Below are 21,955 nucleotides of genomic sequence, written 5' to 3'. Positions count from 1 at the left end.
AATGCGCTGTAAAACGCTGACTGCTGCTGCAGTGTTACTTCTCATGATGACTGCTGGCTGTTCCACTCTGGAGCGCGTGGTTTACCGTCCTGATATCAATCAGGGTAACTATCTCACGACCACTGATGTTGCCAAGCTGCGCGTGGGCATGAACAAACAGCAGGTTGCCTATACGCTGGGTACGCCGATGATGAGCGATCCATTCAGCAACAATACCTGGTATTACGTATTCCGCCAGCAGCCTGGCCATGAAAAAGTAACCCAGCAAACGCTGACGCTGACTTTCGACAGCAGCGGCGTTCTGACCAATATCGATAATAAACCGAACCTGAGCGGCAACAACGCTAACAACTAACCTGTTGTCGGGCATAAAAAAAGGCGCTGAAAGCGCCTTTATTTTTTTGCCGAACGTTCAGCACGCTGCCGTCGCAGCTCTTTCGGATCGGCGATAAGCGGACGATAAATTTCCACGCGATCGCCATCGCTAACCTCGTCCTGCAATTTTACTGGGCGGCTATAGATGCCGATTTTATTCTGCGTCAGGTCAATATCATGACGCAGCTCCAGTAAGCCGGACGCGCGGATCGCCTGTTCAACGCTGCTGCCTTCCACCAGCGTTACCTGGCGCACATACTGTTTTTCCGGCAGCGCATAGACTACCTCAACAGTGATCTCAGGCACGGTAAACCTCTTTTGCACGCTGGGTAAAGGCCTGAACCATACTGTTTGCCAGCTCTTTAAAGATACGGCCAAACGCCAGCTCAACCAGCATGTTAGTAAATTCGAACTCCAGATTGAGCTCAACTTTACAGGCATCGTCACCCAGTGAGGTAAAAGTCCAGCCGCCGGTTAGCTTACGGAACGGACCATCCACCAGCTGCATGCGGATGCTTTGATTACTGGTGAGCATATTATGCGTCACGAACGTTTTGCTGATACCAGCTTTAGAAACATCTACCGACGCCGTCATCTCCTGTTCGGAAGCGGACAGCACACGGCTTCCCGAACAACCAGGCAAAAATTCCGGATAGGCATCGACATCGTTAACTAACTGGTACATTTGTTCAGCACTGTAAGGCACGAGTGCAGAACGGCTAATCTGGGCCATATCGTTTCCTGTGATTCCTAAAACGTACAAATAATAGCATTTTCAACAGTCAAACAGAAATTCTCTAAATCGCAAGGCGTGCTAGAATAGCTTTTTTTCCCGGCGAATTTGGGACCGGGGATGCGATTAACACTGGTCTGATGTAAACTAAGTTGCACTATGACAAAGAAAAAAGCACATAAACCCGGTTCTGCCACTATTGCCCTTAACAAACGCGCCCGCCATGAATACTTCATTGAAGAGGAGTTCGAAGCGGGAATGGCGCTACAAGGATGGGAAGTTAAATCGCTACGCGCCGGTAAGGCCAACATCAGCGACAGCTATATTCTGCTGCGTGACGGTGAAGCTTATCTGTTCGGTGCCACCTTCCAGCCGTTGTCGGTCGCATCCAGCCATGTTGTCTGCGATCCTACGCGTAACCGTAAGCTGCTGCTGAACCAGCGCGAGCTGGACAGCTTGTACGGCCGCGTTAATCGCGAAGGCTATACGGTTGTTGCGCTGTCGCTCTACTGGAAAAATGCCTGGTGCAAGATTAAAATTGGCGTTGCGCGCGGTAAGAAACAGCATGACAAGCGTGAAGATGTGAAAAGCCGCGAATGGCAGCTGGATAAAGCACGCATTATGAAGAATGCCCATCGCTAAGCGCTGGATTGACCAAACCTTTTTTGCTATACTCTTTAATTCTTGGGGCTGATTCTGGATTCGACGGGATTCGCGAAACCCAAGGTGCATGCCGAGGGGCGGTTGGCCTCGTTAAAAGCCGCAAAAAAATAGTCGCAAACGACGAAAACTACGCACTAGCAGCTTAATAACCTGCTTAGAGCCCTCTCTCCCTAGCCTCCGCTCTTAGGACGGGGATCAAGAGAGGTCAAACCTAAAAGAGATCGCGTGGATACCCTGCCTGGGGTTGAAGCGTTAAAACTAATCAGGCTAGTTTGTTAGTGGCGTGTCCGTCCGCAGCTAACAAGCGAATGTAAAGACTGGACTAAGCATGTAGTACCGAGGATGTAGGAATTTCGGACGCGGGTTCAACTCCCGCCAGCTCCACCAAATTCTTGGTCGATGGCTACCAGAACCATTCGATGAAGTCCTGAAAGCCCGCACGGCGCAAGCCCTGCGGGCTTTTTTGTGTCTGTAATCGTCCGAGTAAATCCACCTAAATCCAGTGATAATTGGTATACGTTAGAATCTATGCCTACAACGTATACCAATTCAGGCAGGAAACACAGGCATGGCAAGGACTACACGCCCATTACCAATACTGTAGTGGTCAACTAAAACTGGCCAGCGCCAAGGGCGGCGATGTTATGACCACAGGTGGCTCCAACATAGTCATGCTGACTACAGGAAATTTACTCATACATAACCATACGTGTTCGGCCAATACCAGTTCGTTTAATTATGGTACGAAAACATCTAATAGTAATGGGGCGCATACACATACAACAGCCATTGGCGCGCATACGCACTCTGTTTCAGGAACTACGGCAAACGCTGGCTCAAACGCAGCATTTACTGTAGTCAACGCATTTATCAAATTGATGGGCTGGTATCGTAGTGCCTGATTAAATTTTACTTACCATTTTGTCTGTTTTTGTTCGTAAAACAATGTATTGAGCGTAAAGTGCCCAACCCCCTGCCCGCAATATGTAAAATTTTACGGGCAGGATTTACACCCCAACCTGTCATCACATATTATTCCCTGTGAAGACCTCCACGGACGACAACACAAGGAATGTGTCACGATGGCCGCACTACAGTTTCCCTGCACCATATTCACTACCCAAAATCGTATGGACGACTACAGCGCTAAAGATATGCGCTGTGGCGATCTGACCGAAGCACAACTGAAAACGCATTATCATCTGGTAGATGTTTCCACAAGGGCCAATCCTTATACCCTGACGAAAATCACTCCGTTTAATCAGCCACAGTCTATGTTTTACGGCTCCCGTGGAGAGGGGGAAAAAATTACCCGTCAGCAGTGCGCGGCTATCCTGTTTGATGAGTTCCGCCTGCTCTCCCGCCTGTTCTCGGTATATGGACCTTACAACCATCTGATCGAGAAGATGATCGGCCATATGCAGAATGGCAACGGTAAGCCCTTCCGGAATATATCGCTGGACAGGGCTTTAAAAGATCATATTCTCTATGACAGTTCGAGAAACAGCACACGTCTTTTGCTGGAAAATGTACTTAAAAACAGCATTAACTGGGAACAACAATACATTCCAACGGATAAAAAAGATGCTCTAAGAGCGGCTATCCTCCAAGGTAAATTACCAAAATTCGATAGATTCCAGGATAACTTTAACGGTATGGGGATAACCGTTCACGATACCTGGGCGACGCATATCACCATAAAGTCCTTACAGATTGATAATAATCGCTACCATGCAGTTTTACATTACAAAGTTCAGGATCATTTTGGCCTTGATGTTGACGACATTTCAAAATTCAAGTTCAACCAGTTCCGTTTTTTCCGTATCTGGTTTGTACTCCAGCGATTCAATCAGTTTAGTTTCAAGCCCTTCATGACAAATATTGAAGCCACAATTGAAATTTCCGGGGAACGTAATGATGATCAGAAATAAAAAGAAGCTCTTCGTCCTTCTTCTGGTTGGCTGTGCTCTGCTCGCTTACGTTATCCGGATATATCTACGCCCAGTGGAAATCGTTGCGGTTCATGAAGAAGGAAATTTTAGTTCTGTTTTAGTTAAAACGTTTCCTTTCACTGATAAAAGGAAAATAGACTGGTGGCTCAAAAACAAGGATATGTTAAAAGAAAAATATGGTATCCCTAGACCAGATTCAGATGGATCTTTTACTGTCATTTTTTGGGATTTCGGAGATGGCTACAAAGAAACTGATGGTTACGACAGGCTTTGTTTTAAAGATATGAAACCACCAAAAAACTGTATTGATAAAAACTCTTTCATGTTTGTTAAAAACGGTAAAAATACCGGAATGGCTTTTTGGGTCGATGATGGAATATATCGAGTAAAAAAAAGTGGCGAGATGGTAAAAACCAGATATAAATAATTGTTCCTCTCGCGTAGAAACAGCAACAAAATCATCCGCTTCCACGACTTGCCCAACTAGGTGGAAGGCGGAAGTAGCAAGATGCCAAAGAGGGAATCCTAACAGGGAGAAAAGCGACGATGCCTTATCCCCTGCCTAACATCTTTTGGTAACGCTATTCCCTTTAAAATCTTCGATTTGCCGTCTTCCACATCCCAGCGCAATCGCGCATTGTGCCATACCAAAATGTTGAGGTGCAAAATGCACACAGGAAAATGTTGGATCTGAGCATTACCGGGAAGGGGCGTTGCCAGTCTCAACATCTTTCGGACGGCGTCCGGTTACACCCGCTAAAAAAGGTAGCAAAACGTAGCACCCAAACTTTTCCAGTCCGATCCCAGCGCGACAAAATGCAATTGTTGATGATATTTCAAAGTTTAAGTTTAACCAGTTCCGATTTTTCCGTATCTGGTTTGTCCTCCAGCGTTACAATCAGTTTGGTTTTAAACCTTTTATGACCAATATGGAAGCCACTGTAGAGATTATCGGAGGTCGTAATGAAAGCAAAAACTAAGAAAATTATTGCTTTTATCATGTTGGCTGGCTGCGTATTGGCTGGTTACTGGCTTTGGCTATCACTACGTCCGGTGGAGATCGTCGCAGTTCATGACAATGGTAATCATAGCTATGTTTTAGTCAGGAGTTTCCCGCCAACAGATAAAGGAAAAATTAACTGGTGGCTTGAAAATAACTCTATCCTGAAAAAGAAATATAATATCCCTAAACCATCATCCTCTGGTTCTTTTACTATTATTTTTTGGCTATTTGGTGAGGGATATAAAGAAACTGATGGTTATGACAGACTATGCTTTGATGATATGCCGCCACCGCTAAACTGTATCGATAAAGATGCTGTTTTCTCTGTCAGCAATAGCAAGAATTTGGGTGTAATCTTCACAACATATGATGGAAAATATCAGCTACAAAAAAACGGCGATATAGTTAAGTTCACAGATGAATTCGAGTTTAAATAACACCCCCTGCCCGGAACGTGGGAGGCGCACTCGCCGCGTGAGAGATGGGACGTATATGGAGATAAATATGCAGCCGGTTAATACGGTGGCTTTGATTGAAAACAGTCCGGCGACTGAATTTAAACAAGCGAAGTCAGAAGTGATTGTTGCAGGAAAAGCAACCGGCGTTATTGTTTCCGGCCATGTACTGGAGGCGGCAGTTCAGGTTGATGATGACCGCTACCTTATTTTCACTACAGACGATGTGATTTATGAAGAATTCCTTACTGTAACGCTGATTAGCCTCAATGATGGCGTTCTTGAATCTTTGCAGTTAGGAAACGAATATTCCTCCGGTGTTTTTGAAAAGCTCAGTACAAGCCGTGAAAGCGTTCACTTTCGCTTTATTGGTGATGCAGTCTGGACGATAAAGGTTGCCGATTCACCGCGTTTACGCCTTCCCTTCTTCTCAGATCCACGCGGTGTTAAGAGAACATCAGGCTTAAAAACCTATATGACAATCATGGCAGGCCCCATTCCAGCATCATCAAAATAAAGGTAACGCGTTACGTTATTGGTATACGCTCAGGTATATCAATAAAATATGAATTAGATAAAAACAAATAAAATTAACCAAATAGATAATTCAGACTCCGCCAGCCACCAAAATTCTCCATCGGTGATTACCAACTGTATGATAGTGACGGGCTTACTCTGCTAATCAAATCCAGCGGTAGTAAACTTTGGCAGTTCCGTTACTATCGGCCTCCGACAAAGCAGCGAACCAAACAGAGCTATGGTTTACTTTACAATGCCAGTTTTAAACAGCCTAAAAAACAGGTGACCACGTGCATAGCAACATGATTGAATACCTTAATATTTTCATACAGGTTGTTGAGCAGGGTAGCTTCACAAAAGCCGCTGATGTACTTCAGATCCATCGCCCCACCGTGAGCAAAGCCATACAGCAGATAGAGAATGATCTGGGTGTAAAACTCATTCATCGCACAACCCGAAAGCTGAGCGTTACTGCTGAAGGGGATGAGTTCTATCATCATGCCAGGCATGTTCTGGCCGAAGTTGATGATATGATGGCCAGTTTTTCACCGACTCTTCCACCGCAAGGACGTCTGAGACTTGATGTGCCCCTGGCGCTGGCGCATGCCATATTGATCCCTAATCTCAGGCATTTTCAGGCACTGTACCCAGGTATTGAGGTCGTGCTGGTTTCATCGGATAAAAAAACTGATTTGATTACGGAAGGCGTAGATTGCCTTGTCCGCCTGGGCGCGCTTCAGGATTCAAGTTTTATATCCAAACGTCTTGGTAACATCAGAATGGTTACCTGTGCAGCCCCGTCTTATCTGCAGCAGCACGGTCAGCCGGAAACACTTGCGGATCTGGATAAGCATCGGGCAATCAACTTTTTTAGCGACCACAGTCGTGACGTCATGGAATGGAAGTTTATCGAAGACGGGAGCATTGTTTCGCTGCGTCCTGCGAGCAGCCTGCTGGTTGATAATTCCGATATTCTGCTTTCCTGTGGCCTGGCTGGTTTAGGCATTATCCAGGCCACCTTTGATGCCGTTGCGCCCCATATTGCTTCCGGCGCTCTTGAAGAGATTCTGACGCAATACCCATCGGTATCAAAGCCGGTGTCAGTGATGTATCCGGACAGGCGCTACCTTTCTCCAAAAGTGCGTGTCTTTATCGACTGGTTCAGTGAGGTTCTGGCCACGCAACTCCGCTGAAGCAGACGGATTGTTAATGGATAATTAATACTGAAGTTCCCTGTCGGCTATTTCTGATGCGTTGATAACAACGTAGATTATTCACAAATGATTCGGGCGTCCCTTCGACATTATTCTGAAGGAGTGCCGTTAACTGACGAGAGCTGAATATGTCTAAAGTTGTTACCTTTAACCGCACCGGTGGTCCGGAAGTGCTGGAAATTGTTGATATACAGGTGCCCGCGCCGGCAGCGGGTGAAGTGCAGATTCGCGTACATGCGATTGGTCTCAACCGTGCAGAAATCATGTACCGCAACGGCCAGTATGTTATTGAGCCGGAATTTCCGGCACGTCTTGGTTATGAAGCGGCTGGCGTTGTTCAGGCTGTAGGTGAGGATGTTGAAGAGTTTGCCAGTGGAGATCTGGTAAGCGTGATACCTTCATTTATGTTTAATGAATATGGCATGTATGGCGAACTGGTCAACGCACCGGTGCACGCTGTCGTGAAGCATCCTGAAAACCTTTCTTTCGAGGAAGCTGCCGCAAGCTGGATGATGTATGTCACCGCTTATGGTGCGCTGGTTGAATATGGCAACCTTCAGGCTGGTCAGAATGTCGTGATCCGTGCAGCATCAAGCAGCGTGGGCCTGGCTGCCATACAGATAGCTAACATGCTGGGTGCAAAACCCATCGCGCTTACGCGCACCGCTGAAAAAAGCGAAATGCTCCTGAAAGCCGGTGCAGCCGCCGTCATTGCTACTGCGGAGCAGGATATGGTTGCTGAAATCAATCGTGCAACAGATGGCGCGGGCGCTCATATTGTTTTTGACCCCGTCGGCGGCCCGGACGTGGCAAAACTGACTCAGGTGATGGCACCGCAGGGCATGTTCTTCCAGTATGGCGCGCTCGACAGCCGTGACATGCTTGTGCCTGTATTTGATATTCTCGGTAAGCATCTCACTCTGCGTGGGTATGAGCTGTTTGAAATCACGACGGACTCTGAAAAAATGGCGCGCGCAAAATCCTTCGTCACTGAAGGTTTACGAGCCGGAAAACTGAAGCCGGTCATCGATAAAACGTTCCCGCTCGAAGAGATTGCAGACGCACAGCGCCATATGGAAGCAAATGGTCAGGTAGGCAAAATCGTCGTGATCGTCGAGTAATCTTTACCGCAGCATTTATAAATGAGTTAGGTGCAGCCTGGAAATTTTCCGGGCTTTTTATCACCCTTAGTTTCTAACCGATAACTCCGGAACTGACATCCAACAACTGACTTCGATATTCTTCGCTTCAAATTAAAGGTCCGTTTCTCTATTTTACTGTCAGGTTCCGGACGCGGACACATAAGCAGCCTTTAGTTCATTTTATCGAACATCCGCCTCCCGATACTGGTCATTATTGCGCGTCAGCTGATACCGCGCTTCATTTAACGGCCACGCTTCGCCGACGATGAATGTTATACTTAACCTTATACCTGCCCTTCACCGATTAACCGGCTGTACTACGTGTCAAACAGGAAAAGTGAACAGCATGAAAGATAACTCAGGAAGGTTTTTCCGCTAAAATTCAAACATTTATTCAAACTCTGCCCATTTTTCCCAGTATTGCCGTCGGTGTTATTGATACGAAAAAGGCTGAAATAAGGTATAAAGCCGCATGAAAATCCCAAACAGAATCCAACCCCTGGTTGATGATGGACTCATAGACGAAGTGCTCCAACGGCTGAAAAGCGGCAAGGAAGCAGACGTTTACACGGTCTTATGTGGCGGCAAGATCCATTGCGCCAAAGTGTACAAAGAAGCAACGCAACGTAGTTTTAAGCAGGCCGTGCAATACCAGGAAGGGCGCAAAGTCCGTAATACACGTAATACCCGTGCAATGCAAAAAGGGTCAAAGTTCGGACGTAAGCAACAGGAAGAGACCTGGCAAACGGCAGAGGTCGATGCGTTGTTCCGTCTTGCTAATGCTGGGGTACGTGTACCACAACCCCATATTTGTATTGACGGTGTGTTACTGATGGAACTGATCACGGATGATGACGGAAGGGTTGCTCCACGTCTTAGCGATGTAAGGCTGACAGAAGAAAATGCGATTGCTGATTTTAATACCATGATCCGCAATATTGTCCGCATGTTATGTGCAGGCATCGTTCATGGTGATTTATCAGAGTTTAATGTCTTGCTTGATGCCCAGGGGCCAGTAATTATTGACCTGCCGCAAGCAGTAGACGCCGCCGCAAACAATCATGCTCAATCGATGTTTGAACGTGACGTTAATAATATAACCGCTTACTACGGTCAGTTTGCTCCACATCTCCTGCAAACACGTTATGCAAAAGAGATCTGGATGTTATATGAAGACGGTAAATTGACACCAGATACGCCGCTAACCGGTCTCTTCGTTGAAGAAACGCATACAGTAGATGTGGACTCACTGATGGACGAAATTATTGCGGCAGAAGATGAGTTTTATGCGCGTCAAAGAGCAACCAAAGAGCGCGATGAAGAATAAACGCAGGATCATTAAAACGCTTTGATAGTGGTTAGGATTAGTGATTCAGGCTACGCCAAAGCGTAGCCTTTTTTCTTGCTCAGTCCATACCAACCCGACGCAGCCTTAACCTTACGCGCTTGTTACCGCCCGGGCGCCAGGCCACGGGCAGTGAAAACAGCTTAATGACGGGAAGAGGATTTGGTGCTCTGCTTATTCGCAGAACGATGACTTGTCAGATACCGCTTCACCAGCACGAAAAACAACGGTACAAAAAACAGCGCCAGCACCGTGCCTGCCAGCGTGCCGCCGATAATACCGGTACCAATCGCGATACGGCTGTTGGCCCCTGCTCCGGTCGCAACCGCCAGCGGCGTCACGCCTGCAATAAAGGCCAGTGAAGTCATGATAATCGGGCGCAGACGGGTGCGTGCCGCCTGCAACGCCGCCGCGCTCAGCGAGCGTCCCTGTTTTACCGCATCTTCAGCAAACTCGATGATCAAAATTGCGTTTTTGGAGGTAAGGCCAACCGTGGTCAACAGCGCAACCTGAAAATAGATATCGTTGCTCAGCCCGCGCAGCGACACGGCCAGCAAAGTGCCCAGAACGCCCAGCGGCACCGCCAGCAGCACAGAAAACGGAATAGACCAGCTCTCATACAGCGCCGCAAGGCAAAGGAATACCACCAGAACAGAGATAGCGTACAGCGCGGTTGATTGCCCGCCCGCCTGCTTCTCCTGCAGCGAAAGGCCGCTCCAGGCGCCTGTGGTGCCAGAAGGCAGCTCACGTGCCAGCCGCTCCATGGTATCCATCGCATCACCGGAACTGTAACCTTCGGCGTTCTGCCCCTGGATTTCAAACGAGGCGGAACCGTTATAACGATTAAGGGCTTCCGGCCCCATGGTCCAGCGCGTCGAAGCGATAGCGGAGAAAGGTGTCATACCGTTATCCGCATTGCGGATATACCAGTTGTTTAAATCGGAAGGCGAAGAGCGATAAGGCGCGTCGGCCTGCAGGTAAACCCGCTTTACCCGTCCCCGGTCAATAAAGTCATTGATATAGGCGCCGCCCCAGGCGCTGGTAAGGGTGCTGGTCACATCATCCAGTTGCAGGCCCAGCGCCACCGCTTTACTGGTATCAATATCAATCTGCAACTGCGGCGTCTGCGGCAGAATATTCGCCCTGACGGCAATCAGCTCCGGGCTTTGTGCCGCTTTTTGCAGTAGCTGGTCGCGTAGCGATTCCAGTTCACTGCGGGTGGTTCCACCGCTGGCCAGCAGCTCATAGGTGAAACCGTTGTTTTGCCCCATCCCCGGTACGGAAGGCGGAGTCAGGGCAAACACCTGAGCATCACGAATCGATGAGAGTGCTGCCGTGGCGCGGCCGGCAATCGCCTCGGCGGAGTTAGCCGCCCCTTCTCGCTCTTCCCAGTTTTTTAATTTGATAAAAGCCATTCCGGCATTTTGCGCCGCGCCGCTGAAGTTAAAGCCGTTAATGGTAAATATCACATCAACATTCTCTTTTTCTTCCTTGAGGAACCAGTCGATAATCTGCTGATTAACTGCTTCAGTACGGTTCGAGGTTGCGCCAGCCGGCAACGTTGCCTGCAACATAATGCTGCCCTGATCCTCCGTGGGCAGGAAGCTTCCCGGCAGGCGGGTAAACAGCACAAAGAGCACCAGCCCCATCGCACCATACAGCGCCATCATGATAAGCGGACGACGTAACGTCCCCAGAATTTTATGGCGATATTTACGTTCGGTAGCCTGATAAAAACGGTTAAATCCGCCAAAAAAGCCTCGCCGGTGCGGTTTTACCGGCTTGAGCAGCATGCCGCAAAGCGCAGGCGTCAGCGTCAGCGCTACCACCACGGAAAGGGTCATGGCGGCAATAATGGTGACAGAAAACTGACGGTAGATAACACCGGTCGAACCGGCAAAAAACGCCATCGGCAGAAACACGGCAGAAAGCACCAACGCGATGGCAACCAGCGCGCCGGAGATCTCTCCCATCGACTTTTCAGTGGCTTCCCGCGCCGGTAGCCCTTCGTCATGCATAATACGCTCGACGTTTTCTACCACCACAATGGCATCGTCCACCAGCAACCCGATAGCCAGCACCATAGCAAACAGCGTCAGGGTATTGATGGTATAGCCAGAAATCGCCAGTACGCCGAACGTCCCCAACAGCACCACCGGCACCGCCAGCGCAGGAATAATGGTTGCCCGGATATTCTGCAAAAACAGATACATCACCACGATCACCAGCACGATCGCTTCAATCAGGGTAACCACCACATCCTTAACAGAGATTTTAATAAAGTCGGTACTGTCCAGCGCGTAAGCTACTTCATAACCGGCTGGCATCGAATGCCGATACTCTTCCACCTTCTGTTTGACCAGCGTGGCAGTATCAAGCGCGTTAGCGCCCGGCGCCAGCATCACGCCAATACCCGCAGCGGGATAACCATTCAGGCGGGTGGACATATCATAAGATTCACTGCCCAACTCAACCCGCGCCACATCTCCCACGCGCACAATCGCACCGTTCCGATCGCTTTTTACAATGATATTGCGAAACTGCTCCGGCGTTTGCAGGCGTGACTGCGCGCGTACGGTCGCGGTCAGCTGCTGATTATCCGGCGAAGGAAGCCCGCCGATTTTACCTGCGGAAATTTGAATATTTTGCGACTGAATCGCGGCGGAGACATCCGAAGGCTGTAGTGAAAAAGAGGCCAGCTTGTAAGGGTCAAGCCAGATGCGCATGGCATACTGGCCGCCAAATACCTGAATATTTCCTACTCCTTCCGTACGGGCGAGCGGCTCCTGCATGTTACTGACCAGCCAGTCACCAATATCATTACTGCTGCTCTTATTGCTGGTGTCATACAGCCCCATGACCAACAGAAAGTTGGACTGCGATTTAGTGACGGTTACGCCAAGCTGTTGCACTTCGCTGGGCAAACGCGACAGCGCCTGTTGCACCTTATTCTGCACCTGCACCTGAGCAGTATCGGGATCGGTTCCCTGGCTGAAGGTGACCGTGACGGTGACGCTCCCGCGCGAGCTGCTGCTGGAGGTGAAATAGAGCAAATTATCCAGGCCAGTTAACTGCTGCTCAATAACCTGCGTCACGCTGTTTTCCAGCGTCTCGGCCGATGCGCCGGTATAGGTGGCGCTGATATTGACGGAGGGCGGAGCGACATCGGGATACTGCTCCACCGGTAGCTGAGTGATAGAGAGCGCCCCAAGAAGCATAATCAAAATGGCAATAACCCAGGCGAATACCGGGCGATAAATAAAAAAGCGGGAGAACATTAAAAGACGCCTCTGAATTTAAAAAAGCAATATGACAGGGATAGCAGATAAAAGCTTCCAGTGGGGTCCGCCAGTGAATGCTTTCCGTCCGATGCCATGGAACCGCAAATAGTAAGCCGGAACGGGATGCAATAGTTTGACCTCTCTTCTGAAAATTGACGCCCCCCTTATTATCTCCCCTGCAGCCCTGAGTCGTACGCCAATGCCTTACTTTCTGAGCACTATTTATTTAAGGGCCGGAGGCGTAACGCGATAGCGATCAGCACGATAACGCCGACGCTCATGATTCCCCATGCGGTAGATAAAGAATCAGTCTGGTCCTGCACTACACCCGCGATAAAAGGCATCAGAGCAGCCAGCAGATAGCCGCCGCCCTGCACGAAGGCCAGCAAACGTCCCGCTTCCGACGGAGTAGCGGCATGGTCCAGCGTAACTGTTAACGAAAGTGGAAACAGTGCGCCAATACCTGCGCCAAGAAGTAATGTTGAAAGAATCGGCGTGGTGCCAGGCGCAACGATCAAACTGACCAGCCCGGCTAGCAGTAACATCAGAACCATAATCAGCAGCCCGCGCCGATCCGGGAAACGATGGACAAGCGCCGTCACCATAAAACCCGCCACAACTTCCGTCAGCGTTAATCCCGCCAGGATATAACCGCTACTGCGGGCGCTCCAGCCAGCCTGAATATAAAGAGGCGGTAGCCATGCCAGCACCAGCGTATAGGCACCGGTCCCGATGCCAAAAAACAGCATTAACAACCATGCGTGTCCCGACAGACGGGCGGCACGATGTTGCCTCATCGGCTGTGCGGCGGAACGTCTGATTTGCACTCCCCAAACGCCTAATGCCAGCAGCGCCGGCAGACCGGCGACGGCAAACGTATTTTCGATACCGATTGCGCTAGATAGCGGCACGGCGGTCGCAGCAGCGACGGCGGCACCGGCCATAATGCCGGTCGAAAATAAAGACATTAACGTAGCGGAATACCTGGCATAATCTTGCTTAATCAGCGCAGGCAGTAACGCCTGAACCATGCCAATACCGGTTCCGGCGAGTAAGGCGGTAGCGATCAGCCATGATGAAGAGAGACTGAACTTTCTCAACAGACAGGCCAGCGCCATTAGCGCTAACCCGACGACAACACCACGTACGCTACCGGTTCGGCGCTGCAGTACAGGGCCGCCAAGCGCCGCCAGCCCCATCATGATAACGGGTAAGGTGGTAAGTAAACTAAACTGGATGCCCGACAGCCCGAACTCGCTCTTTAGCTGAGGGAAAAGCGGACCAACGGCGGAAAGTACGGGTCTTAAATTCAGCCCGACAAGAAAAGCGGTTAAAGCAAATATAACGGGAAGCGGTGAAGAAGTTTTCATTAGTGGCCTCTCAACAGGGCTCATGGGTAGGTACCGACCCGGCAGAAAACGCGCCGAAGATTTATCTTAACGTTAAGATAAATGCCTGGATAATAAAAGCCGTGCCGCATTCGTCAACAAATAGCCCCAACGATCAGCAGGTGAAAAATGCAGGACCACATTGATTTTGTGACTAAGCAGTGGGAAGAAAAAATGCCGGAGCTGGACATCTCTTCCATGAAAATTTTTGGCCGGATGCTGCGCCTGTTAAAACATCTCGGCAAGGCACGGGCCAACGCACTGGAGTCATTCGGCTTCCACGAAGGCGAATTTGACGTGCTGGCTACGCTCAGGCGAGCCGGAGAACCTTACCGCCTTTCACCAACCCAGCTGTATAAATCATTGCTGGTAACCTCTGGCACCATGACCAACAGGTTGAGCAGGCTGGAACAGGATGGATTGATCGAGCGCATCGCCGATCCGGCCGATGGCCGAAGCCTGCTGGTGGGCCTTACTGTGCGTGGCGCAGAGCAGATTGAGCAGGCGCTTTACGTACACACCGCCACGCAACAGGCGCTGCTCGCTCCGTTAAGCCCTGAGCAGCAAAAAGCGCTGGAAACGCTGCTGCGGGAACTGCTGGTTGCGTGTCCGGGTGAACAAAGCGATGCCGGACGGTAAGAAGAGGCCAGCAGCAAGCGATTATCAGCGTAAACAGTGCCTGTTTTTATGACCGTCAAAGAAATAGCGATCTGTTTTTTACAGGTTATTCTGAAGGCGAAAACCGTTTTATCGTGCCATTGTTAACTATAATTTTAGATTGATAACTTTTATTTGGTGAGGGAAAGATGAAAAAAACAATCATGGCACTATCTGCACTGCTGCTGGCTTCTCCGGTTTTCGCGGCAACCACCCACGCAACGGATGACACCGTTGCTACCGCGCACGAAGGCGCGCATACCGCAAAAGAAAAGCTGCATCAGACGCAGCATCAGGGCGAAGAGATGAAGCTGAAGTCAGAGCATGCGGCAGAAGGGAAAAGCGATAACCTGAGCAGCAAAGCCAGCGAAGGCACCCAGAAAGCATGGGATAAAACCAAAGAAGGTAGCGAAAAAGGCTGGAATGCCACAAAAGAAGGCACCGAGAAAGGCTGGAATAAGACCAAAGAAGGCGCCAGCGATCTGAAAAATAAAGTCAGCGAATAACGCCCGGCACCCTGTTAATAAAAGGCCGCCTTTGCGGCCTTTTAATCTTCAGGCCTCTGCCTGAGGCTCCATTATCCATCTGCTTTTGCTGTTCGGAATAACACAGGCTGCTGCCGATAAGTGTTTGCCAACAGCGATAACGCCACGATGCCTTAACCCGCCTGCGCGCTTACTTATGCAGCGCCAGCCCTTTTATCGCTTTATCTACTGCCTTTTTAGGGCCGCGTAGCGCCAGGCCAACCAGATCCAGGTTATCCGCATCCTCCGCCAGAAAAACCTCGCGGTTAGCATGATCATGCCCGGTGGAAAACATCGCGTGTACATAGGGGATCAGCGTTAGCTCTCTTTCCAGCCCTTTACGATGAGCACTCTGCAGGCCGTTAAGATCGGCTTCAAAAATCAGCATCGGCTGACCCAGCATATTGCCGTAGCGATTGCCGTGCGCATCAATATAGGGTTCACCCATCATTTCCGGCGCGGCGGAAGCCACGCCGCTGGCAAGGAATGCCACCACGTTCAGGCGCTGCCATATCGCCAGATCGTGACGAACAATAAGTGCGACTTTGGTATCAAACATCAATCAGGCTCTCCGGTGATTAACAACAGAAGCCATCATCAGAGAAGTGGTGTTCGCGCGTATAGAACGTTTGTGCACTGATGCTGATACTGGGCTGGGGTAATGCGGTAGGCGCGCCGGAACCAGCGGCCAAAGTGGCTTTGATCGGCGAAGCCTACCTGCGCCGCAGCCTCTGCCGGATTGAATCCCTGCGTTAACAGCATGCGGGCGGTACGTAGCCGCAGCCGCACCAGATAAGCATGGGGCGACTGGCCAAATGCCTTCTGAAACTGGCGCGTCAGACGAAAACGATCGATACCGGCATAGCGGGCCAGCTCATCCAGCCCCATATCCTGCGCCATTCCGTCATGCATGTAATCCCTGACCCGACACATCTGCTGAAACGCCTCTCCCGACGCCAGCGAAGGACGCAGAGAAAGATGACGGGAGAGCAGATCGATCAAGCGATCCAGGCTTTGATCGCGCGCCAGCCTGCCTTCGTTATAGTGAACGGCATGGAAGGCTTGTTGTATGGCATTATTCAGTAAGGGATCGTCAGTAAGCGTATGGCGAAAAGCGGCCTGAAGCGTGGAAATATCGCCCAGCCCACGGCGTTGCAGCATGGCAGCCAGCCACGCCTGCGGCAGATAGAGCATGGTATAAGCAAAGCCTTCTGCATTTGGCGCGTGGCCGTCATGCACCGCGCCCGGCTCAATCAGGATCACCCGACCGGGACTGCTGGTATGCAGCGTACGATGGCAGTTAAAGCGCTGCAGCCCCGTTTGCGTCACGCCCACCAGCATCTCATCATGATCGTGCGGATCGTAAGCATGACCATAGAAATGCGCATGTACGCTTTCGATGCCGGTTTCAGGCTCCCGCTGCAAATTTATCCAGTCGCTGTTTACGGATTTTGGCATTTTTCATTCCGCCAGGAGGATTAAATCGTCTGGCTGAGTGCCAGGTCCGGTATTCACCTTATCCATTTTTTCGCCAGCAGGAAATCTTTGTCAGAAAATTCAGTGGTGCCGATGGCAGCAGGGAAAAAGCCAATCGGTTAATAAAAAATACCGGCAGGCTACTATGCAGCCTGCCGGTATTTTATTTAGTCTCTATCCTCGCGATTCTCACCACGCGCTCTTCGGAGCACGAGGCGGTTCTGCGGAATTTTAACCATTTTTGCGTCAGCGTTACCGGCGTCTTTTCGACGGAGCCCCGTCACTGACCGCGGGATGTGTCTGAATGCTTTTCTTGCCTCCCGGTAAGACATGACTTTTTCTTCATCAGTCTCGCTTTCGGCAAGCTGCTGTAATTTATCCATAATGGCGTGATTACTTAAAGCACTCTGGTTGTCCAGAATCGACATCACCGCTTCGCCAAGGGCTACATGCACATTCTTAAAATCGTCTTTATCCAAACTCTCTCCTGTGCTGATGTTAAAGGAAACCGGTTATTCAGGCGATACGGAATAACCGGGTGCGCTTTTCAGACGCCAGCTGTTCCTTACGGTAACAACTACGCCAGAATCAGGAGAGTTTTAGTGCAGCTATGCATAGCGTGAAAACAGATTATTGATACAAAAAAACAGATCGGAGAGCGCGCCTAAGTCGGAACATTACTCTCGCCCCAGCACCAGAGCCAACAGCCCATGATAGTGCTTTTCCATTTCTTTGCTGGATACGCCATCCAGTTTCGTTAGCAGCCTGGCGCAAATCGCTTTGCGATTGACACTCTGTCCCGCTCTTAAAATATCAGCGACGATCTGTCCCAGCGTTTCCTGCTGAGTTGGGATATCCATATCTGCCATTTCAAAACGCGGAGCAAGTGCCTTGTTGGTTCCAGGTGTCCATCGTTGCTGCTGCATCATTGGCGCCTCATGGTCAGATTATAAAATAAGCTAGCGTTGATGCAGGCTAAACTATACAAAAAAACAAAAGCTGTACAGGTATTTTTTGCTGAATGTATTGCGGATTGTTCTTGATCCGAAGCAGAAGGAAGAGGTGCATGCGCGCCTGCCCGGAAAGAAGGGAAGCAAAACGGCCTGTCTACGCAGGCCGTTGTTGCCTTAGTACTGGAACAGGCTGAAGGTGCTGCTGTAATAACTGACCATCCAGCCTACGTAGACCAACCACACCAGCAACAATCCAGTTAAGCTCATTTTCATTGTCATAATATTTTCTCACCCTTGCTAAGGTTTTTAACATCCTCTGCGCCATAATTTGGCAGAGTAAGAAAAGACTGAACTTGCGGCAGATCAATTAAACCTGTTTCATGATGAAAATGGATAAGCTGCGGCGATCAATTTTGCGTTACTCCCATTTTTATCTCGCATTTTCCTGAAAATTTGCGGCTAACCCGGTAAAGTAAATACCTAAAATCAATAAGTTATCCATTCCGGATTGATGATTATTACATCAATTCTGTTGACGCCCACGCCTTTACCGGCTCTATTCAGAAGGTAAGCCAGCTGCCTTGTCGCGGCGAAAGCTGCCCGTTGTCCGTTATCTGGTCGCGCCTGGCAAACGATCATTAGCCCGTTTTTGTTAAATAACCAAAATGAGGATTGTTATGAGTACTTTCAGAACCCAGGATGGCACCCAGATCTATTACAAAGACTGGGGTACAGGTAAACCGGTACTGTTCAGTCACGGTTGGCCGCTGGATGCAGATATGTGGGATAGCCAGCTCAATTTTCTTGCCGAACGCGGCTATCGCGTTATTGCCTTTGACCGTCGGGGTTTTGGCCGCTCGGATCAGCCGTGGCAGGGCTACGATTACGATACCTTTGCCTCGGATATTAATGACTTAATTACCAGCCTTGATCTGCAAGAGGTGACGCTGGTTGGTTTTTCAATGGGCGGCGGCGACGTGGCGCGTTATATCGGCCGTTACGGCACGTCACGCGTGGCGGGTCTGGTGCTGCTGGGCGCGGTTACGCCAATTTTCGGGAAAGCGGAGGATTATCCGCAAGGCGTTGATCTAAGCCTTTTCAGCGAAATTCGTGGCGCATTGCTAAAAGATCGTGCCCAGTTCATTAGCGAGTTCTCACCGACTTTCTATGGTATTAATGCCGGACAAACGGTTTCTGACGGCGTGCTGACACAGACATTAAATATTGCGCTGCTGGCATCGCTGAAAAGCACGCTGGACTGCGTAACCGCCTTCTCGGAAACGGATTTCCGGCCAGATATGGCGAAAATTGATGTGCCGACACTGGTGATCCACGGCAGCAACGATCAGGTGGTGCCGTTTGAAACCACCGGTAAAGTGGCGGCAGAGATGATCGCGAATGCCGAACTGAAAGTCTATGAGAACGGACCGCATGGCTTTGCGGTAACACACCAGGATCAGCTGAACAACGATCTGCTGGCGTTCCTGCAGGCGCACTAAGCGAAAAAGAGGATGCGTGGCATCCTCTTCAAATAAAAAACCTGTTTGCATCAGAAATAGAGGCTGATGGTAACCAGGCAGAAAAGTCTTTCCTGACAGACCGGCTTTTTTAAAAACGTACCTTTCCGGCTCAAGGCTGAGAAATCTGTTGGTAACAGCGCACGTTTTTATACCGGTTCTATTTCTGCAAGGGAGCGATAGATCTTTAAGCCCCGTTTTTCTGCCACTTCAATATCTTTATCCGCCCCCTTTGACTCCCCCTCAATACGATATATCGCATCGCACTGTGCAATTAAGCGGTGAGCTACCGGATAAAGCATTGATTCACTAATTTCATCACCCAGATATTTTGAACCCGCCGCTTTGGCTAAAGGAAGCGCAAGCCATTCGCCAATAACAGGAACGTGCCCACGTTGATAAACCTGCAATGCTGCCGCTTCCAGCCGATGAAGATTCCTGGCGATCAGGGTTTCATCGCCCTGCGTTCCGCTACGGTACGGTCCGGCAATAAGGATTAATTCTGCAGCCATACTTACCTCACATGATGCCCTTCAGGGCAAGGTACTGGAGTAACATAATGGTTTTGGCATCTGCTATTTCACCGTTATCAATTGCTTCCATTGCCTGCTGAAAATTCATTTCGATCACTTCAATATCTTCGCCCTCCTCTTTAATGCCGCCGCCTGCGCCGGAAAGCTGTTCGGCGTTATACTCGGCGATAAAGAAATAAAGTTTTTCCGTGACCGACCCTGGACTCATAAAGGCTTCAAATACCTTTTGCACCTGTTCAACTTTATAACCGGTCTCTTCTTCCGCTTCGGCTTTAATACGCTTTTCAGGATCGAGGTTATCCAGTAATCCTGCTGGCGCTTCCAGCAGCAGGCCGGGATGATCGTTAACGTAAACGGGAAAACGAAACTGACGCGTCAAAATAACGGTTTGCCTGCTGCGGTTATAAAGCAGGATCACCGCCCCGTTGCCCCGGTCGTAAACCTCACGGCTTTGCCGCTGCCACTCGCCGTCACGGCGCTGTAGCTCAAAGGTATATTTTTTCAGTAAATACCAGTCATCCGATAAGATTTTGCTGTCAAGAATGCGCACTTCTGCATGTTTAGCTGGCATAATTGCTCCTCCGTCGGTAAGATCAGCATATTAGCGTGCACAAACATGCACATTCAAGTTAATTCGTGCAATCAGGAAAAAGGCCAGATGCTCACGTCACAACGTAAACAACTTATCCTGCAAAAACTCGCCGCTGAGGGGCAGGTGCTCTCTAAAGATCTTAGCGAAGCCTTCAATGTGTCAGAGGACACCATCCGCCGCGATTTACGCGAGCTTTCTGCCGAAGGCCTGTTACAGCGGGTTCACGGCGGGGCACTGCCCGCCTCCGCCGCAACCGTGACCTTTGCCGAACGTAAAAATCTGCGGCTGGATGCGAAGCGTGTTATTGCGAAAAGGGGAGCGGAGCTGATTGAGCCAGGACAGGTAGTAATGATTGATGGCGGTACCACCACCGCCGAGCTGATTACCTTTTTACCGCACAGCCTGCAAATTACCGTGGTTACCCATAGCCCCAGCATTGCGCTTGGCCTGGCGGATCATCCGCTCATTGATGTCATTATGATCGGCGGTCGGCTATTTAAACATTCGCTGGTTGCCGTAGGCGCGGCAGCCATTGAAAATGTCGCTAACGTGCGCGCGGATATTTTCTTTATGGGCGTAACCGGCATTCATGCCGATGCCGGACTGAGTACCGGCGACTATGAAGAGTCATGCATCAAGCGCGCGTTTTCACAGAAGGCGGCGGAAACCATCGTGCTGGCCTCGCCGGAAAAACTGAACAGTGCTTCTGCCTGGGTTATCGGCGATATTTCGCTGATTAATACCATGGTGGTGGAAGAGAATACCGCAGAGCATTTGCTGTCGCCCTTTATCGCGAAAGGCATTACGGTAATCAAAGCCTGACCGAACGCGCCGGAATACCTGATACTCATGCTGGCGCGCCAGCTTTTCGCCTGCTAAAAATAAAAAAGTAAAATTTATGTAGACGACCGGTCTAATTAGGTCTAAGGTTAATTCATGAACAAAACCACAGCACAAAAAAATGCAGGCACCCGACAGAACATTCTTGATGCCGGCTACCGTATTATGGCCGCAAAAGGTTTTTCTGCCGTAGGGCTGAATGAAATCCTGACGGCGGCTTCTGTCCCGAAAGGCTCTTTCTATAACTATTTCAGTTCAAAAGAAGCTTTTGGTGAAGCGTTGCTTGACTACTATTTTGAAGACTACTTGTCGGAGATGAGCGTGCTTTTTTCCCGACAGGACCTTACAGCAGCGCAACGGTTAATGGAATATTTTCATCAGTGGCGCAACAACCAGTCATTTGAAGATTGTCAGGGAAAGTGTCTGGCGGTCAAGCTTGGTGCCGAGGTTGCCGATTTATCGGAAGCGATGCGCGAATCGCTCAGGCGCGGTACTGCTGCCATTACGCAGCATCTGGCGGGAGCGATAAAAGCAGGTCTTGCTGACGGTTCGCTTGATACAAAAGGCGATCCTGCAGAGCTGGCCCAAAGCCTCTATCAACTCTGGCTCGGGACCAGCGTCATGGTAAAAATTATGCGTGATGTACAGCCGTTTGATGCAGCCCTGTCAGCCACGCAAAAATTACTTCACCCTGCCCTTTAACCCGGGCAGGCAGATAAAAAGCGCCTTCGTGGCGTTTTTTCAGGCCAGTCTTTAAGACGACCGGTCTACTTAAAAATGTTAGCTTATCCAT

Annotated in this window: 24 protein-coding genes, 1 other RNA gene and 2 pseudogenes; 17 read left to right on the top strand and 10 right to left on the bottom strand. The window is 49.8% G+C overall.

From position 1 onward, the window contains the following. Position 1: 1 nt before the first annotated feature. Positions 2 to 355, top strand: a complete 354-nt coding sequence (gene bamE / locus B1H58_RS12175; RefSeq protein WP_085070634.1) for an outer membrane protein assembly factor BamE — start codon at positions 2 to 4, stop codon at positions 353 to 355. A 38-nt stretch (positions 356 to 393) separates the two neighbouring features. On the opposite strand, the gene B1H58_RS12170 is transcribed toward bamE, so the two are convergent. Next, on the bottom strand, positions 394 to 681 hold the full coding sequence (locus B1H58_RS12170; protein ID WP_085070632.1) for an RnfH family protein: 288 nt from the start codon (positions 679 to 681) through the stop codon (positions 394 to 396). Beyond that, positions 674 to 1,108: a type II toxin-antitoxin system RatA family toxin gene (locus tag B1H58_RS12165; protein ID WP_085070630.1), complete on the bottom strand. Its 435-nt coding sequence runs from the start codon at positions 1,106 to 1,108 to the stop codon at positions 674 to 676. The genes B1H58_RS12170 and B1H58_RS12165 overlap by 8 nt, the downstream gene beginning before the upstream one ends. Positions 1,109 to 1,267: 159 nt before the next feature. On the opposite strand from B1H58_RS12165, the gene smpB reads away from it, so the two are divergent. The 11 genes and pseudogenes from smpB (at position 1,268) to B1H58_RS12110 (ending at position 9,383) form a co-directional block, all read left to right on the top strand. After that, positions 1,268 to 1,750: an SsrA-binding protein SmpB gene (gene smpB, locus B1H58_RS12160; RefSeq protein WP_085070628.1), complete on the top strand. Its 483-nt coding sequence runs from the start codon at positions 1,268 to 1,270 to the stop codon at positions 1,748 to 1,750. 44 nt (positions 1,751 to 1,794) lie between these two features. Further along, positions 1,795 to 2,158: a transfer-messenger RNA gene (gene ssrA / locus B1H58_RS12155) on the top strand. Between the two features lie 695 nt (positions 2,159 to 2,853). After that, positions 2,854 to 3,702: a YPO3983 family protein gene (locus B1H58_RS12150; RefSeq protein WP_085070626.1), complete on the top strand. Its 849-nt coding sequence runs from the start codon at positions 2,854 to 2,856 to the stop codon at positions 3,700 to 3,702. After that, positions 3,686 to 4,150 carry a DUF943 family protein gene (locus B1H58_RS12145; RefSeq protein ID WP_085070624.1) on the top strand — a complete coding sequence of 155 codons (465 nt, stop codon included), beginning with the start codon at positions 3,686 to 3,688 and terminating at the stop codon, positions 4,148 to 4,150. The genes B1H58_RS12150 and B1H58_RS12145 overlap by 17 nt, the downstream gene beginning before the upstream one ends. Positions 4,151 to 4,550: 400 nt before the next feature. Beyond that, positions 4,551 to 4,703 (top strand): annotated as a pseudogene (locus tag B1H58_RS12140) (DUF3289 family protein); the annotation flags it as partial. Continuing rightward, a complete protein-coding gene (locus tag B1H58_RS12135) occupies positions 4,687 to 5,163 on the top strand; it encodes a DUF943 family protein (protein WP_085070622.1) in 477 nt (158 codons plus the stop codon). The pseudogene B1H58_RS12140 and the gene B1H58_RS12135, both read left to right, overlap by 17 nt. Before the next feature lie 67 nt (positions 5,164 to 5,230). After that, complete coding sequence (locus B1H58_RS12130; RefSeq protein WP_085070620.1) at positions 5,231 to 5,698, top strand: hypothetical protein; 468 nt, start codon at positions 5,231 to 5,233, stop codon at positions 5,696 to 5,698. Positions 5,699 to 5,823: 125 nt separating this feature from the next. Continuing rightward, positions 5,824 to 5,979 (top strand): annotated as a pseudogene (locus tag B1H58_RS12125) (integrase arm-type DNA-binding domain-containing protein); the annotation flags it as partial. A gap of 23 nt (positions 5,980 to 6,002) precedes the next feature. Continuing rightward, complete coding sequence (locus B1H58_RS12120; protein WP_085070618.1) at positions 6,003 to 6,893, top strand: LysR family transcriptional regulator; 891 nt, start codon at positions 6,003 to 6,005, stop codon at positions 6,891 to 6,893. A gap of 149 nt (positions 6,894 to 7,042) precedes the next feature. Next, positions 7,043 to 8,035, top strand: a complete 993-nt coding sequence (locus tag B1H58_RS12115) for a zinc-dependent alcohol dehydrogenase family protein (protein ID WP_085070616.1) — start codon at positions 7,043 to 7,045, stop codon at positions 8,033 to 8,035. Positions 8,036 to 8,528: 493 nt separating this feature from the next. Further along, positions 8,529 to 9,383, top strand: coding sequence for a PA4780 family RIO1-like protein kinase (locus B1H58_RS12110; protein ID WP_085070614.1), 855 nt, complete (start codon positions 8,529 to 8,531; stop codon positions 9,381 to 9,383). A gap of 161 nt (positions 9,384 to 9,544) precedes the next feature. Here the strand turns inward: B1H58_RS12110 and B1H58_RS12105 are convergent, their stop codons facing one another. Both B1H58_RS12105 and B1H58_RS12100 read right to left on the bottom strand, forming a co-directional pair. Continuing rightward, the gene (locus B1H58_RS12105) at positions 9,545 to 12,679 is read right to left on the bottom strand and encodes an efflux RND transporter permease subunit (protein WP_085070612.1); all 3,135 of its coding nucleotides are present in this window, start codon (positions 12,677 to 12,679) and stop codon (positions 9,545 to 9,547) included. A gap of 221 nt (positions 12,680 to 12,900) precedes the next feature. Continuing rightward, positions 12,901 to 14,052 (bottom strand): MFS transporter, encoded by a 1,152-nt coding sequence (locus tag B1H58_RS12100; protein ID WP_085070610.1) that lies wholly within the window; start codon positions 14,050 to 14,052, stop codon positions 12,901 to 12,903. Between the two features lie 147 nt (positions 14,053 to 14,199). On the opposite strand from B1H58_RS12100, the gene B1H58_RS12095 reads away from it, so the two are divergent. Both B1H58_RS12095 and B1H58_RS12090 read left to right on the top strand, forming a co-directional pair. Then, positions 14,200 to 14,709, top strand: a complete 510-nt coding sequence (locus B1H58_RS12095; RefSeq protein WP_085070608.1) for a MarR family winged helix-turn-helix transcriptional regulator — start codon at positions 14,200 to 14,202, stop codon at positions 14,707 to 14,709. Between the two features lie 167 nt (positions 14,710 to 14,876). Beyond that, a complete protein-coding gene (locus B1H58_RS12090; protein WP_085070606.1) occupies positions 14,877 to 15,233 on the top strand; it encodes a hypothetical protein in 357 nt (118 codons plus the stop codon). Between the two features lie 169 nt (positions 15,234 to 15,402). Here B1H58_RS12090 and B1H58_RS12085 read toward each other — a convergent pair whose 3' ends face one another. The 4 genes from B1H58_RS12085 to ycgZ all read right to left on the bottom strand — a co-directional run bounded on the left by B1H58_RS12085 (position 15,403) and on the right by ycgZ (position 17,656). Next, entirely contained in the window at positions 15,403 to 15,810 is a 408-nt protein-coding gene (locus tag B1H58_RS12085) for a DUF2000 domain-containing protein (protein WP_085070605.1), read from the bottom strand. 38 nt (positions 15,811 to 15,848) lie between these two features. Then, positions 15,849 to 16,709 carry an AraC family transcriptional regulator gene (locus B1H58_RS12080; protein ID WP_085070603.1) on the bottom strand — a complete coding sequence of 287 codons (861 nt, stop codon included), beginning with the start codon at positions 16,707 to 16,709 and terminating at the stop codon, positions 15,849 to 15,851. Positions 16,710 to 16,894: 185 nt separating this feature from the next. Then, on the bottom strand, positions 16,895 to 17,206 hold the full coding sequence (locus B1H58_RS12075) for a hypothetical protein (RefSeq protein WP_085070601.1): 312 nt from the start codon (positions 17,204 to 17,206) through the stop codon (positions 16,895 to 16,897). Between the two features lie 198 nt (positions 17,207 to 17,404). Beyond that, positions 17,405 to 17,656, bottom strand: a complete 252-nt coding sequence (gene ycgZ, locus B1H58_RS12070) for a regulatory protein YcgZ (RefSeq protein WP_237172376.1) — start codon at positions 17,654 to 17,656, stop codon at positions 17,405 to 17,407. Positions 17,657 to 18,357: 701 nt separating this feature from the next. On the opposite strand from ycgZ, the gene B1H58_RS12065 reads away from it, so the two are divergent. Beyond that, the gene (locus tag B1H58_RS12065) at positions 18,358 to 19,179 is read left to right on the top strand and encodes an alpha/beta fold hydrolase (RefSeq protein ID WP_085070600.1); all 822 of its coding nucleotides are present in this window, start codon (positions 18,358 to 18,360) and stop codon (positions 19,177 to 19,179) included. A gap of 167 nt (positions 19,180 to 19,346) precedes the next feature. Here B1H58_RS12065 and B1H58_RS12060 read toward each other — a convergent pair whose 3' ends face one another. Together B1H58_RS12060 and B1H58_RS12055 are read right to left on the bottom strand one after the other, a co-directional pair. Beyond that, complete coding sequence (locus B1H58_RS12060; RefSeq protein WP_085070599.1) at positions 19,347 to 19,709, bottom strand: TIR domain-containing protein; 363 nt, start codon at positions 19,707 to 19,709, stop codon at positions 19,347 to 19,349. A gap of 7 nt (positions 19,710 to 19,716) precedes the next feature. After that, complete coding sequence (locus B1H58_RS12055) at positions 19,717 to 20,301, bottom strand: NUDIX domain-containing protein (RefSeq protein WP_085070597.1); 585 nt, start codon at positions 20,299 to 20,301, stop codon at positions 19,717 to 19,719. A gap of 87 nt (positions 20,302 to 20,388) precedes the next feature. On the opposite strand from B1H58_RS12055, the gene B1H58_RS12050 reads away from it, so the two are divergent. After that, entirely contained in the window at positions 20,389 to 21,144 is a 756-nt protein-coding gene (locus B1H58_RS12050) for a DeoR/GlpR family DNA-binding transcription regulator (protein ID WP_085070595.1), read from the top strand. A gap of 114 nt (positions 21,145 to 21,258) precedes the next feature. After that, complete coding sequence (locus tag B1H58_RS12045) at positions 21,259 to 21,864, top strand: TetR/AcrR family transcriptional regulator (RefSeq protein ID WP_085070593.1); 606 nt, start codon at positions 21,259 to 21,261, stop codon at positions 21,862 to 21,864. The last annotated feature ends 91 nt before the right edge of the window (positions 21,865 to 21,955 follow it).

The sequence above is a fragment of the Pantoea alhagi genome (genome assembly GCF_002101395.1).
Lineage (GTDB): Bacteria > Pseudomonadota > Gammaproteobacteria > Enterobacterales > Enterobacteriaceae > Mixta > Mixta alhagi.
This window is presented reverse-complemented; position numbering and strand designations above follow the sequence as displayed.